This window comes from Pseudomonas sp. Eqa60 (assembly GCF_018326405.1).
GTDB classification, from domain to species: Bacteria; Pseudomonadota; Gammaproteobacteria; order Pseudomonadales; family Pseudomonadaceae; genus Aquipseudomonas; species Aquipseudomonas protegens.
The window spans coordinates 6,219,265-6,231,590 of record NZ_AP024342.1 but is presented as its reverse complement, the minus strand read 5'-3'; the positions used below and the strand labels follow the sequence as shown (position 1 = coordinate 6,231,590).

Sequence of the window (12,326 nt, the reverse complement as noted above, 5' to 3'; positions counted from 1 at the left end):
TCTATAGAATTGCGCCTCCTTTTAACGGGCGTATTGCGCCCGGTGGGAATAGCAGCCTGGAGTCTGAAATCCAATGCAAAATCAGCAAATCCGTATCAGGTTGAAGGCTTTCGACCATCGCCTGATCGACCAATCCACCCAGGAAATCGTGGAAACCGCGAAACGTACTGGTGCTCAAGTGCGTGGTCCAATTCCACTGCCTACCCGTAAAGAGCGGTTCACCGTTCTGGTCTCCCCGCACGTCAACAAAGACGCGCGTGACCAGTACGAGATCCGTACTCATAAGCGCGTGCTGGACATCGTCCAGCCAACGGATAAAACCGTTGATGCTCTTATGAAGCTTGATCTTGCGGCAGGTGTGGAAGTGCAGATCAGCCTCGGCTAAGACTCGGTCTTAGTCGTGTAACGCTCTGAAATGGGCGGCCATAGCGGGTGAAAGCCCCGTACACTCATGAGGTTTACAACATGACTATTGGTGTAGTCGGTCGTAAATGCGGTATGACCCGTATTTTCACCGAAGAAGGTGTCTCCATTCCGGTCACGGTCATTGAGATCGAGCCGAATCGCGTCACCCAGTTCAAAACTGAAGAAACCGATGGCTATCGTGCAGTGCAGGTCACTGTAGGTGAGCGTCGTGCTTCGCGCGTGACTGCTGCTCAAGCAGGTCACTTCGCTAAAGCGAACGTTGCTGCCGGTCGTGGCGTTTGGGAATTCCGTCTTGAAGAAGGCGAGTACCAAGCTGGCGATCTGATCAATGCAGAAATCTTCGCTGCTGGCCAACTGGTAGACGTTACCGGTCAGTCGAAAGGTAAAGGCTTCGCCGGTACCATCAAGCGTTGGAATTTCCGCGGTCAAGATAACACCCACGGTAACTCCGTTTCCCACCGCGTCCCGGGCTCTATTGGCCAGTGCCAGACTCCTGGTCGTGTATTCAAGGGCAAAAAAATGTCCGGTCATATGGGCGCTGAGCGCGTGACCGTGCAGTCCCTGGAAGTAGTGCGCGTCGACGCTGAACGCAATCTGTTGTTGGTCAAGGGTGCTGTTCCTGGCGCTACTGGCGGCAACCTGGTTGTACGTCCGGCGGCCAAGGCTCGCGGTTAAGGGGAAGCTGACATGCAATTAAATGTAAATGACGCTCAAGCGATCGAAGTTTCCGAACTGACATTTGGCGGCGAATTCAACGAGACGCTGGTTCACCAAGCAGTCGTGGCCTACATGGCCGGCGGCCGTCAAGGTAGCAAGCAGCAAAAGACCCGTTCCGACGTTTCCGGTGGCGGCAAGCGCCCATGGCGTCAGAAAGGTACTGGCCGTGCTCGTGCCGGTACTATCCGTAGCCCAATCTGGCGTGGCGGCGGTACCACTTTCGCAGCTCGTCCTCAGGATCACTCCCAGAAGCTGAACAAGAAGATGTATCGCGCAGCAATGCGTTCCATCCTTGCTGAGCTGGTGCGTACTGATCGTCTGGTCGTGGTTCAGGATTTCGCTGTTGAAACTCCGAAAACCAAAGATCTGCTGGGCAAGCTGAACAACATGAGCCTGACCGACGTTCTGATCGTGTCGGACGCTGTTGATCAGAACCTGTACCTGGCTGCTCGTAACCTGCCACACGTTGATGTTCGTGACGTGCAAGGTTCCGATCCAGTTAGTCTGATCGCATACGACAAAGTGTTGATCACTGTGTCGGCCGTGAAGAAATTCGAGGAGCTGCTGGGATGAACCAGGAACGCGTATTTAAAGTTCTGCTTGGCCCGCACGTTTCCGAGAAGGCTACGGTTCTGGCAGACAAGAAAGGCCAGTTCGTTTTCAAGGTTGCTACTGACGCAACCAAGCTGGAAATCAAGAAGGCCGTCGAAAGCCTGTTCAGCGTGAAAGTGGAACGCGTTACTACCCTGAACGTTCTGGGTAAGAGCAAGCGTACCGCTCGCGGTCTGGGCAAGCGTAATGACTGGAAGAAGGCAGTTATCTCCCTTCAGCCAGGCCAAGATCTCGATTTCAGCAGCAGTGCTGAGTAAGGAAGGGGTGCATCATGGCAATCGTTAAATGCAAACCGACTTCCCCTGGCCGCCGTTTTGTGGTCAAGGTGGTCAACCAGGAGCTGCATAAAGGCGCTCCTCACGCACCGCTGCTCGAGAAGAAATCGAAGTCTGGTGGTCGTAACAACAATGGCCGCATTACCACTCGTCACGTTGGTGGTGGTCATAAGCAGCATTACCGTCTGGTCGACTTCCGTCGCAACGACAAAGATGGCATCGCTGCCACTGTCGAGCGTATTGAATACGATCCAAACCGTACTGCTCACATCGCTCTGCTGCTGTACGCAGATGGCGAGCGTCGCTACATCATCGCCCCTAAAGGCGTGAGCGCTGGCGACCAGCTGATCGCAGGTGCTCTGGCACCGATCAAGCCGGGCAACGCTCTGCAACTGCGCAACATTCCAGTTGGTAGCACCGTACACGGCATCGAACTGAAGCCAGGTAAAGGCGCGCAAATCGCTCGTTCGGCTGGTGCTTCGGCTCAGCTGGTCGCTCGTGAAGGTGTCTACGTGACCCTGCGTCTGCGTTCTGGTGAGATGCGTAAAGTGCTGGCTGAATGCCGCGCGACCCTGGGCGAAGTCTCGAACTCCGAGCACAGCCTGCGTTCGCTGGGTAAAGCTGGTGCCAAACGCTGGCGTGGCGTTCGCCCAACCGTTCGTGGTGTTGCCATGAACCCGGTTGACCACCCACATGGTGGTGGTGAAGGTCGTACCTCTGGTGGTCGTCATCCGGTATCGCCATGGGGCTTCCCGACTAAGGGCGCGAAGACTCGTGGTAATAAGCGTACCGACAAAATGATCGTCCGTCGTCGCAAGTAAATAGAGGGATACGACAGTGCCACGTTCTCTGAAAAAAGGTCCTTTTATTGATCTTCACCTACTGAAGAAGATCGAAGTGGCGGCGGAAAAGAACGATCGCAAACCAGTTAAGACCTGGTCGCGCCGTTCCATGATCCTGCCACAAATGGTCGGTCTGACCATTGCTGTGCATAACGGTCGTCAGCATGTTCCAGTTCTCGTGAACGAAGACATGGTCGGCCACAAACTGGGCGAGTTCGCCGGTACCCGTACATATCGCGGGCACGTGGCTGACAAGAAAGCCAAGCGTTAAGGGGTAAGGAATGATGGAAGTAGCCGCTAAGTTGTCGGGCGCTCGAATCTCCGCCCAGAAAGCCCGCTTGGTCGCCGACCAGATCCGCGGGAAGAAGGTGGGCGAAGCGCTCAACCTGTTGGCTTTCAGCAGTAAGAAAGCCGCCGAGATCATGAAGAAAGTGCTGGAGTCGGCCGTAGCCAACGCCGAGCATAACGAAGGCGCAGACGTTGATGACCTGAAGGTCTCCACCGTTTTCGTCAACGAAGGGCGTTCGCTGAAGCGCATCATGCCACGTGCCAAAGGCCGTGCTGATCGCATCGTCAAGCGGTCTTGCCATATCACTGTCAAGGTTGCTGACAAGTAACGGAGTCGAAGAGATGGGTCAGAAAGTACATCCCATTGGCATTCGCCTGGGAATCGTCAAGGAGCACACCTCCGTCTGGTACGCAGACGGTCGGACTTATGCGGACTATTTGCTCGCAGATCTGAATGTGCGTGAGTATCTCCAAGACAAACTAAAAAGCGCGTCCGTAAGCCGTATCGATATCCATCGTCCGGCTCAAACTGCACGCATCACCATCCACACCGCTCGTCCCGGCATCGTGATCGGCAAGAAAGGTGAAGATGTTGAGAAGCTGCGTCAGGACCTGACCAAGCAAATGGGTGTGCCTGTGCACATCAATATCGAAGAGATCCGCAAGCCGGAGCTCGACGGTATGCTGGTTGCGCAGAGCGTAGCTCAGCAGCTGGAGCGTCGCGTAATGTTCCGTCGTGCTATGAAGCGCGCCGTACAGAACGCCATGCGCATTGGTGCCAAAGGCATCAAAATCCAAGTGAGCGGTCGTCTCGGCGGTGCTGAAATCGCACGTACTGAATGGTATCGCGAAGGTCGTGTGCCACTGCACACCCTGCGTGCCGATATCGACTATGCCACCTACGAAGCTCACACCACTTACGGTGTGATCGGTGTGAAGGTTTGGATCTTCAAAGGCGAAGTAATTGGTGGTCGCCAAGAAGAGCTGAAGCCGCAAGCACCTGCGCCTCGTAAAAAAGCTGCTAAGTAAGGGGTACGCCAAATGTTGCAACCAAAGCGTACGAAGTTCCGCAAGCAAATGACCGGCCACAACCGTGGTCTGGCATTGCGCGGTAGCAAAGTCAGCTTCGGCGAGTTCGCGCTGAAGTCTGTTGCTCGTGGTCGTCTCACCGCTCGTCAGATCGAGTCAGCGCGTCGTGCTCTGACCCGTCACGTAAAACGTGGTGGCAAGATCTGGATCCGTGTATTCCCGGACAAGCCTATTTCCAAAAAGCCTCTCGAAGTTCGGATGGGTAAAGGTAAGGGTAACGTCGAATACTGGGTAGCCCAGATTCAGCCAGGCAAAGTCCTGTATGAAATCGAGGGTGTTTCTGAAGAGCTGGCGCGTGAGGCTTTCGCCCTGGCTGCTGCAAAGCTGCCGCTCGCCACCTCCTTTGTTAAACGGACGGTGATGTGATGAAAGCGAATGAACTTCGTGAAAAATCCGCACAGCAGCTGAACGAGCAACTGCTCGGCCTGCTGCGCGACCAGTTCAATCTGCGTATGCAGAAAGCAACTGGCCAGTTGGGGCAGTCTCATCTGCTCTCGCAAGTTAAGCGTGACATCGCTCGCGTGAAGACTGTGCTCAACCAGCAGGCAGGTAAGTAATCATGGCTGAAGCCGAAAAAACTGTCCGTACGCTGACTGGCCGTGTTGTCAGCGACAAGATGGACAAGACCATCACCGTTCTGATCGAGCGTCGCGTTAAGCACCCTATCTACGGTAAATACGTTAAGCGTTCGACTAAGCTGCACGCGCACGACGAAACCAATCAGTGCCACATCGGCGACAAAGTCACTATTCGTGAAACTCGTCCGATGGCCAAGACCAAGTCTTGGGCCCTGGTTGATGTTCTCGAACGCGCTGTGGAAGTCTAAGGGCTAGGGGTCGGAGAAATTATATGATTCAGACTCAATCCATGCTCGATGTGGCCGATAACAGCGGCGCTCGCCGCGTTATGTGCATCAAGGTGCTGGGTGGCTCCCATCGTCGTTACGCTGGTATCGGTGACATCATCAAAGTTACCGTCAAGGAAGCAATTCCTCGCGGTAAGGTGAAAAAAGGCCAAGTGATGACTGCTGTTGTAGTCCGCACTCGCCATGGTGTTCGTCGTGCAGACGGCTCCATCATCCGCTTTGATGGCAACGCTGCTGTTCTGTTGAACAACAAGCAAGAGCCGATCGGCACCCGTATCTTTGGGCCAGTGACCCGTGAACTTCGCAACGAGAAGTTCATGAAGATCGTCTCGCTCGCCCCAGAAGTGCTGTAAGGAGATCCGACATGCAAAAGATTCGTCGTGACGACGAGATCATCGTGATCGCCGGCAAAGACAAAGGTAAGCGCGGTAAGGTGCTTAAGGTTCTGGCTGACGACCGTCTGGTCGTCGGTGGCCTGAACCTGGTCAAGCGTCATACCAAGCCTAACCCGATGTCGGGCGTACAGGGCGGTATCGTCGAGAAAGAAGCGCCACTGCACGCTTCCAACGTCGCCATTTTCAACAGCGAAACCAACAAGGCTGACCGCGTTGGTTTCAAAGTAGAAGACGGCAAAAAAATTCGTGTCTTCAAGTCGACCCAAAAAGCGGTTGATGCTTGAACACTGCTAGGTAGAAGACCATGGCACGACTAAAAGAGATTTACCGGAAGGAAATCGCTCCGAAACTTAAGGAAGAACTTAAGCTTTCGAACGTGATGGAAGTTCCGCGCGTTACCAAAATCACCCTGAACATGGGTCTGGGCGAAGCAATCGGCGACAAAAAAGTCATCGAGCATGCTGTTGCTGACCTGGAAAAGATCACCGGCCAGAAAGTCGTTGTGACCTACGCTCGTAAATCCATCGCTGGCTTCAAAGTCCGCGAAGGATGGCCGATCGGCGTCAAAGTGACCCTGCGCCGTGAGCGTATGTACGAGTTCCTGGATCGTCTGCTGTCGATCTCCCTGCCTCGGGTTCGCGACTTCCGCGGCCTGAATGCCAAGTCCTTCGACGGTCGTGGCAACTACAGCATGGGCGTTAAAGAGCAGATCATTTTCCCGGAAATCGATTACGACAAGATCGATGCTCTCCGCGGTCTGGACATTACCCTGACCACCACTGCTAAGAACGATGACGAAGGCCGCGCTCTGCTGCGTGCTTTCAAATTCCCGTTCCGCAACTGATTGGAGTAGGAAAATGGCCAAGAAGAGCATGAAGAACCGTGAGCTGAAGCGTCAGCTCACCGTTGCCAAGTACGCCACCAAGCGTGCAGCGCTGAAAGCTATCATCGTGGATCTGAACGCAAGTCCAGAAGCTCGTTGGGAAGCTACCGTAGCTCTGCAGAAGCAGCCACGTGATGCAAGCGCTTCGCGCATGCGTAACCGCTGCCGCCTGACTGGTCGTCCGCACGGCGTTTACCGCAAGTTCGGCCTGGGCCGTAACAAGCTGCGTGAAGCTGCAATGCGTGGTGACGTACCAGGTCTGGTTAAAGCCAGCTGGTAATAGCTATCAAAGTCTCGGTGTTCGGGCTCGCAAGATCCCGATCGCCGGTGGCCTTGAACGTGAATCAAGCCCCTTTTGGGGCTTGATTCATTTCTGGGGTGTGTCTAGAATGACCGGCTCGCCTGAGCCCGTGTTTTTTGCCCGGAATTTCTCGGCGACAGTTGTAGCCGCAAGGCTAATTCTTTTTGTATCAGGAGCATCTAGCCCATGAGTATGCAGGACCCGTTAGCGGACATGCTAACTCGAATCCGTAATGCCCAGATGGCTGAAAAGTCCGTCGTAAGCATGCCGTCTTCCACGCTGAAGGTGGCTGTAGCAAAAGTCCTGAAGGACGAAGGTTACATCGCGGGTTATCAGATCAGCAGCGAAATCAAACCTCTGCTGTCCATCGAGCTGAAGTACTTCGAAGGCCGTCCGGTCATCGAAGAAGTGAAGCGCGTTAGCCGTCCAGGCCTGCGTCAGTACAAGTCCGTTGAAGAACTGCCGAAAGTACGTGGCGGTCTTGGCGTGTCTATCGTCTCCACCAACAAAGGTGTGATGACTGATCGTGCTGCGCGCGCTGCCGGTGTCGGCGGCGAAGTTCTTTGCACTGTGTTCTAAGGGGGGATAAGCATGTCTCGCGTCGCTAAGAACCCCGTTAAGCTGCCAGCTGGTGTCGAAGTCAAATTCGCCGGCCAACAGCTTTCGGTGAAGGGTGCCAAGGGCACTCTCGAACTGAACGTACACTCGTCCGTTGAAATTGTTCAGGAAGCTGGTGAGCTGCGTTTCGCTGCTCGCAACGGCGACCAACAAACTCGCGCAATGGCCGGTACCACTCGTGCTCTGGTAAACAACATGGTCCAAGGCGTAAGCCAAGGCTTCGAGCGCAAGCTCCAGCTGGTCGGTGTTGGTTACAAGGCACAGGCAAAAGGCACAGTGCTGAACCTGGCCCTCGGCTTCTCGCATCCAGTGGATTACGAACTGCCGGAAGGCATCACCGCTGAGACTCCTAGCCAGACCGATATCCTGATCAAGGGCATCGATAAGCAGCTGGTAGGTCAAGTGGCCGCTGAGATCCGCGACTTCCGTCCACCAGAGCCTTACAAAGGCAAAGGTGTGCGCTACGCGGACGAAGTCGTCCGTCGTAAAGAAGCCAAGAAGAAGTAGGGCATAGCAAATGACCGACAAAAAAGTTACTCGACTGCGTCGCGCTCGCAAAGCACGCCTGAAAATGCACGAACTCGAAGTCGTGCGTCTCTGCGTGTTCCGCTCTTCGCAGCACATCTACGCCCAGGTCATTTCGGCCGACGGCAACAAAGTCCTGGCAAGTGCCTCGACTTTGGATAAAGAACTGCGTGATGGTGCCACTGGCAACATCGACGCGGCCACTAAGGTTGGCCAGCTGGTCGCTACGCGTGCGAAAGCCGCTGGCGTCTCGCAGGTGGCTTTCGACCGCTCTGGCTTCAAGTACCACGGCCGCGTCAAGGCGCTGGCTGATGCTGCTCGTGAAGCTGGGCTGGAGTTCTAAGTTATGTCAAATAACGACCAAAAGCGCGACGAAGGCTACATCGAGAAGCTGGTTCAAGTTAACCGCGTAGCCAAAACCGTAAAAGGCGGCCGTATCTTCACTTTCACCGCGTTGACCGTGGTTGGTGATGGTAAGGGCCGTGTTGGCTTCGGCCGTGGCAAGTCGCGTGAAGTGCCTGCTGCGATCCAGAAGGCAATGGAAGCTGCTCGCCGCAACATGATCCAAGTTGACCTGAACGGCACCACTCTGCAGTACGCAATGAAGTCCGCTCACGGCGCTTCCAAGGTGTACATGCAGCCTGCTTCTGAAGGTACCGGTATCATCGCTGGCGGCGCTATGCGTGCTGTCCTCGAGGTAGCTGGCGTTCAGAACGTTCTGGCCAAGTGCTACGGCTCGACTAACCCAGTAAACGTGGTTCACGCCACTTTCAAGGGTTTGAAAGCAATGCAGTCCCCTGAATCCATTGCCGCCAAGCGTGGCAAAAGCGTCCAGGAGATCATCTGATCATGGCTACCGTAAAAGTAACGCTGATCAAAAGCATGACCGGCCGTATCCCTAACCACAAACTGTGCGTTAAGGGTCTGGGTCTGCGTCGCATCGGTCACACTGTAGAAGTCCAGGATACTCCCGAGAATCGCGGGATGATCAACAAGGCTTACTACATGCTGCGTGTCGAGGGTTAATCGATGAAACTCAATGATCTGAGTCCAGCGCCGGGTTCCCGTCGCGAAAAGCATCGTCCGGGCCGTGGTATCGGTAGTGGTTTGGGTAAGACTGGTGGCCGTGGTCACAAAGGTCAGACTTCCCGCTCCGGTGGCACCATTGCTCCAGGCTTTGAAGGCGGTCAACAGCCGCTGCATCGTCGCCTGCCGAAGTTCGGTTTCGTTTCCCTGAAGGCCATGGATCGCGCAGAAGTGCGTCTGTCCGAGCTGGCTAAAGTGGAAGGCGACATCGTCACCGTGCAGTCCCTGAAAGATGCCAACGTGATTAACCAAAACGTTCAGCGTGTGAAAATCATGCTGTCCGGCGAAGTTACTCGCGCTGTGACCATCAAGGGTATCGCAGCCACCAAAGGTGCGCGTGCGGCTATCGAAGCAGCTGGCGGCAAGTTCGAGGAATAAATGGCTAAGCAAGGTGCTCTCTCTGCGCTCGGCAAAGGCGGTATGTCTGAACTTTGGGCTCGTCTGCGTTTTCTGTTCTTGGCGATTATCGTCTACCGAATAGGCGCACACATCCCGGTTCCAGGTATCAACCCTGACCGACTCGCGGACCTGTTTCGACAGAATGAGGGGACCATTCTTAGCTTGTTCAACATGTTTTCCGGCGGCGCGCTGGAACGGATGAGCATCTTTGCACTGGGGATCATGCCGTATATCTCGGCATCGATCATCATGCAGTTGATGACAGCCGTCAGCCCGCAGTTGGAGCAGTTGAAGAAGGAAGGTGAAGCTGGCCGTCGCAAGATCAGCCAGTACACCCGCTACGGCACTGTCATCCTGGCCCTGGTTCAAGCTATCGGCATGTCCGTTGGCTTGGCGGGTCAGGGTGTTGCGTTCACTGGTGACTTTGGCTTCCATTTCGTCGCGGTATCCACTTTTGTGGCTGGTGCGATGTTCATGATGTGGCTGGGTGAGCAGATTACTGAGCGTGGTGTTGGCAACGGTATCTCGATGTTGATTTTCGCAGGTATCGTCGCCGGTCTTCCGAGAGCGATCGGGCAGTCTTTCGAGTCTGCACGTCAGGGTGATATCAACATTTTTGCCCTGGTTGCGATCGGTTTGCTGGCAGTAGCGATTATCGGTTTTGTGGTGTTCATTGAGCGTGGTCAGCGTCGTATTGCTGTTCATTACGCCAAGCGTCAGCAGGGCCGCAAGGTATTTGCTGCGCAGACCAGCCACTTGCCGCTGAAAGTGAATATGGCCGGTGTTATTCCTGCTATCTTCGCGAGCAGCATTTTGCTGTTTCCGGCTTCGTTGGGTGCCTGGTTCGGTCAGTCTGAAGGTATGGGCTGGTTGCAGGACATCTCGCAGTCGATCGCTCCTGGTCAGCCGTTGAATATTCTGCTGTTTAGTGCAGGGATTATTTTCTTCTGCTTCTTCTATACGGCGTTGATGTTCAATCCGAAAGACGTAGCGGAAAACCTGAAGAAGTCCGGTGCCTTTATTCCGGGCATCCGTCCAGGTGAGCAGTCGGCGCGCTACATTGATGGCGTTCTGACTCGTTTGACCATGTTCGGTGCTCTATATATGACGGCCGTCTGCCTGTTGCCCCAGTTCCTGGTGGTTGCTGCAAACGTTCCGTTCTACCTTGGCGGGACCTCGTTGCTGATCGTGGTCGTGGTTGTTATGGACTTTATGTCGCAAGTACAATCGCACCTCGTTTCCCACCAGTACGAATCCCTGATGAAGAAAGCCAACCTGAAGGGTTACGGCAGCGGCATGCTGCGCTAATCCATAAGGTTCGAGGAGTTGGTGATGAAAGTTCGTGCATCGGTGAAAAAGCTGTGCCGTAACTGCAAGATTATTCGCCGCGAAGGTGTTGTTCGAGTAATTTGCAGCGCGGAACCGCGTCACAAACAGCGCCAAGGCTGAGTGTGATTGTGCTTCAAGCCCGGCAGCTAGTGCGCTGCCGGGTTGATTATTTGTTATTACAGCGATATTATCTCGCGCCCTATTTCTTGGCTTCCGGGGCGTAGGTAGCTGTCAATTGGAGTCCCACTGAATGGCCCGTATTGCAGGCGTTAACATTCCAGATAACAAGCATACTGTTATCTCGCTGACCTACATCTATGGTGTTGGTCGCACTACTGCGCAGAAAATCTGCGCGGTGACTGGGGTCAACCCAGCTGCGAAGATCAAGGATCTGAGCGACGAGCAAATTGAACAGCTGCGTGGCGAAGTGGCGAAGTTCACCACTGAAGGTGACCTGCGTCGCGAAATCAACATGAAAATCAAACGCTTGATGGATCTGGGCTGCTACCGCGGTCTGCGCCATCGTCGTGGTCTTCCAGTGCGCGGTCAGCGTACCAAGACCAACGCGCGTACTCGCAAAGGTCCGCGTAAGCCGATCCGCAAGTAATCGCACCAGCGAATCGACAGGAATTTAGTCATGGCAAAACCTGCTGCTCGTCCTCGTAAAAAGATTAAAAAGACAGTGGTTGATGGCATCGCCCACATCCACGCGTCTTTCAACAACACCATCGTGACCATCACCGACCGTCAAGGTAACGCTCTTTCCTGGGCAACCTCCGGTGGTTCGGGTTTCCGCGGTTCTCGCAAGTCCACCCCGTTCGCTGCTCAAGTAGCTGCTGAGCGTGCTGGTCAAGCTGCGCTGGAATATGGCCTGAAAAACCTCGACGTCAACGTCAAGGGTCCAGGTCCAGGTCGTGAATCCGCAGTCCGCGCTTTGAACGGCTGTGGCTACAAGATCGCCAGCATCACCGACGTGACGCCAATCCCGCACAACGGGTGCCGTCCGCCGAAGAAGCGCCGCGTGTAATCCAGGAGATTGTAAAGAATGGCTCGTTACATTGGTCCAAAATGCAAACTGGCTCGTCGCGAAGGCACCGATCTCTTCCTGAAGAGCGGCGTGCGCGCTATCGAATCCAAGTGCAACATCGAAGCAGCTCCTGGCATCCACGGCCAGCGTCGCGGTCGTCAATCCGACTACGGCACCCAGCTGCGTGAAAAGCAAAAAGTTCGTCGTATCTACGGCGTACTCGAGCGTCAATTCAGCGGCTACTACAAACAAGCAGCTGGCAAGAAGGGCGCAACCGGCGAAAACCTGTTGCAACTGCTCGAATGCCGTCTGGACAACGTTGTGTACCGCATGGGCTTCGGTTCTACTCGTGCCGAATCCCGTCAGCTGGTATCGCACAAGTCGATCAGCGTAAACGGTCAGACCGTTAACGTTCCGTCCTACCAGGTTCGTGCTGGTGACGTGGTCGCTGTTCGCGAGAAAGCAAAAAATCAACTTCGCATTGTCCAAGCTCTCGATCTGTGTGCTCAACGTGGCCGCGTAGAATGGGTAGAAGTAGACACTGAGAAGAAGTCGGGCGTTTTCAAGAACGTTCCAGCTCGCAGTGATCTGTCCGCCGACATCAACGAAAGCCTGATTGTCGAGCTCTACTCCAAGTAAGGGCTAGAAA

At 54.7% G+C, this 12,326-nt stretch carries 26 protein-coding genes; all 26 read left to right on the top strand.

Going from position 1 to position 12,326, the window contains the following annotated elements:
• Positions 1-73: 73 nt before the first annotated feature.
• The 26 genes from rpsJ to rpsD all read left to right on the top strand — a co-directional run bounded on the left by rpsJ (position 74) and on the right by rpsD (position 12,316).
• On the top strand, positions 74-385 hold the full coding sequence (gene rpsJ, locus KI242_RS28295) for a 30S ribosomal protein S10 (RefSeq protein WP_003186070.1): 312 nt from the start codon (positions 74-76) through the stop codon (positions 383-385).
• A gap of 80 nt (positions 386-465) precedes the next feature.
• Positions 466-1,101: a 50S ribosomal protein L3 gene (gene rplC / locus KI242_RS28290; RefSeq protein ID WP_007924205.1), complete on the top strand. Its 636-nt coding sequence runs from the start codon at positions 466-468 to the stop codon at positions 1,099-1,101.
• Between the two features lie 12 nt (positions 1,102-1,113).
• Entirely contained in the window at positions 1,114-1,716 is a 603-nt protein-coding gene (gene rplD / locus KI242_RS28285) for a 50S ribosomal protein L4 (protein WP_007924200.1), read from the top strand.
• A complete protein-coding gene (rplW, locus tag KI242_RS28280) occupies positions 1,713-2,012 on the top strand; it encodes a 50S ribosomal protein L23 (protein ID WP_002555488.1) in 300 nt (99 codons plus the stop codon). The genes rplD and rplW overlap by 4 nt, the downstream gene beginning before the upstream one ends.
• A 14-nt stretch (positions 2,013-2,026) precedes the next feature.
• The gene (gene rplB / locus KI242_RS28275; RefSeq protein ID WP_011063775.1) at positions 2,027-2,851 is read left to right on the top strand and encodes a 50S ribosomal protein L2; all 825 of its coding nucleotides are present in this window, start codon (positions 2,027-2,029) and stop codon (positions 2,849-2,851) included.
• Between the two features lie 16 nt (positions 2,852-2,867).
• On the top strand, positions 2,868-3,143 hold the full coding sequence (gene rpsS / locus KI242_RS28270; protein WP_002555486.1) for a 30S ribosomal protein S19: 276 nt from the start codon (positions 2,868-2,870) through the stop codon (positions 3,141-3,143).
• A 13-nt stretch (positions 3,144-3,156) separates the two neighbouring features.
• Positions 3,157-3,489 (top strand): 50S ribosomal protein L22, encoded by a 333-nt coding sequence (gene rplV, locus KI242_RS28265; RefSeq protein ID WP_003103908.1) that lies wholly within the window; start codon positions 3,157-3,159, stop codon positions 3,487-3,489.
• 13 nt (positions 3,490-3,502) lie between these two features.
• On the top strand, positions 3,503-4,189 hold the full coding sequence (rpsC, locus tag KI242_RS28260; RefSeq protein ID WP_007924192.1) for a 30S ribosomal protein S3: 687 nt from the start codon (positions 3,503-3,505) through the stop codon (positions 4,187-4,189).
• Between the two features lie 12 nt (positions 4,190-4,201).
• Complete coding sequence (rplP, locus tag KI242_RS28255; RefSeq protein ID WP_003228729.1) at positions 4,202-4,615, top strand: 50S ribosomal protein L16; 414 nt, start codon at positions 4,202-4,204, stop codon at positions 4,613-4,615.
• The gene (gene rpmC / locus KI242_RS28250) at positions 4,615-4,806 is read left to right on the top strand and encodes a 50S ribosomal protein L29 (protein WP_002555481.1); all 192 of its coding nucleotides are present in this window, start codon (positions 4,615-4,617) and stop codon (positions 4,804-4,806) included. Before rplP ends, rpmC begins: the two co-directional genes overlap by 1 nt.
• Before the next feature lie 2 nt (positions 4,807-4,808).
• Positions 4,809-5,075, top strand: a complete 267-nt coding sequence (gene rpsQ, locus KI242_RS28245) for a 30S ribosomal protein S17 (protein WP_003194644.1) — start codon at positions 4,809-4,811, stop codon at positions 5,073-5,075.
• Between the two features lie 23 nt (positions 5,076-5,098).
• Positions 5,099-5,467, top strand: coding sequence for a 50S ribosomal protein L14 (rplN, locus tag KI242_RS28240; RefSeq protein WP_011063774.1), 369 nt, complete (start codon positions 5,099-5,101; stop codon positions 5,465-5,467).
• Between the two features lie 11 nt (positions 5,468-5,478).
• Complete coding sequence (rplX, locus tag KI242_RS28235) at positions 5,479-5,793, top strand: 50S ribosomal protein L24 (protein WP_010443924.1); 315 nt, start codon at positions 5,479-5,481, stop codon at positions 5,791-5,793.
• A 20-nt stretch (positions 5,794-5,813) separates the two neighbouring features.
• Positions 5,814-6,353 (top strand): 50S ribosomal protein L5, encoded by a 540-nt coding sequence (rplE, locus tag KI242_RS28230; RefSeq protein WP_003210069.1) that lies wholly within the window; start codon positions 5,814-5,816, stop codon positions 6,351-6,353.
• Between the two features lie 13 nt (positions 6,354-6,366).
• The gene (rpsN, locus tag KI242_RS28225) at positions 6,367-6,672 is read left to right on the top strand and encodes a 30S ribosomal protein S14 (RefSeq protein WP_003228726.1); all 306 of its coding nucleotides are present in this window, start codon (positions 6,367-6,369) and stop codon (positions 6,670-6,672) included.
• A gap of 207 nt (positions 6,673-6,879) precedes the next feature.
• Positions 6,880-7,272 (top strand): 30S ribosomal protein S8, encoded by a 393-nt coding sequence (rpsH, locus tag KI242_RS28220; protein WP_011063773.1) that lies wholly within the window; start codon positions 6,880-6,882, stop codon positions 7,270-7,272.
• A 12-nt stretch (positions 7,273-7,284) separates the two neighbouring features.
• On the top strand, positions 7,285-7,818 hold the full coding sequence (gene rplF / locus KI242_RS28215) for a 50S ribosomal protein L6 (protein WP_007924185.1): 534 nt from the start codon (positions 7,285-7,287) through the stop codon (positions 7,816-7,818).
• Positions 7,819-7,828: 10 nt separating this feature from the next.
• Complete coding sequence (gene rplR / locus KI242_RS28210; RefSeq protein ID WP_003186037.1) at positions 7,829-8,179, top strand: 50S ribosomal protein L18; 351 nt, start codon at positions 7,829-7,831, stop codon at positions 8,177-8,179.
• A 3-nt stretch (positions 8,180-8,182) separates the two neighbouring features.
• The gene (gene rpsE / locus KI242_RS28205) at positions 8,183-8,683 is read left to right on the top strand and encodes a 30S ribosomal protein S5 (RefSeq protein WP_007924184.1); all 501 of its coding nucleotides are present in this window, start codon (positions 8,183-8,185) and stop codon (positions 8,681-8,683) included.
• Between the two features lie 2 nt (positions 8,684-8,685).
• Complete coding sequence (gene rpmD / locus KI242_RS28200) at positions 8,686-8,862, top strand: 50S ribosomal protein L30 (RefSeq protein WP_003176408.1); 177 nt, start codon at positions 8,686-8,688, stop codon at positions 8,860-8,862.
• Between the two features lie 3 nt (positions 8,863-8,865).
• Positions 8,866-9,300: a 50S ribosomal protein L15 gene (rplO, locus tag KI242_RS28195; RefSeq protein WP_007924183.1), complete on the top strand. Its 435-nt coding sequence runs from the start codon at positions 8,866-8,868 to the stop codon at positions 9,298-9,300.
• Positions 9,301-10,629 (top strand): preprotein translocase subunit SecY, encoded by a 1,329-nt coding sequence (secY, locus tag KI242_RS28190; RefSeq protein ID WP_003210064.1) that lies wholly within the window; start codon positions 9,301-9,303, stop codon positions 10,627-10,629.
• A gap of 24 nt (positions 10,630-10,653) precedes the next feature.
• Entirely contained in the window at positions 10,654-10,770 is a 117-nt protein-coding gene (gene rpmJ / locus KI242_RS28185) for a 50S ribosomal protein L36 (RefSeq protein ID WP_002555468.1), read from the top strand.
• Between the two features lie 130 nt (positions 10,771-10,900).
• Positions 10,901-11,257 (top strand): 30S ribosomal protein S13, encoded by a 357-nt coding sequence (rpsM, locus tag KI242_RS28180; protein ID WP_003186020.1) that lies wholly within the window; start codon positions 10,901-10,903, stop codon positions 11,255-11,257.
• A gap of 30 nt (positions 11,258-11,287) precedes the next feature.
• Positions 11,288-11,677, top strand: a complete 390-nt coding sequence (rpsK, locus tag KI242_RS28175) for a 30S ribosomal protein S11 (protein WP_007924177.1) — start codon at positions 11,288-11,290, stop codon at positions 11,675-11,677.
• A gap of 18 nt (positions 11,678-11,695) precedes the next feature.
• Positions 11,696-12,316, top strand: coding sequence for a 30S ribosomal protein S4 (gene rpsD, locus KI242_RS28170; RefSeq protein ID WP_011063772.1), 621 nt, complete (start codon positions 11,696-11,698; stop codon positions 12,314-12,316).
• Positions 12,317-12,326: the final 10 nt, after the last annotated feature.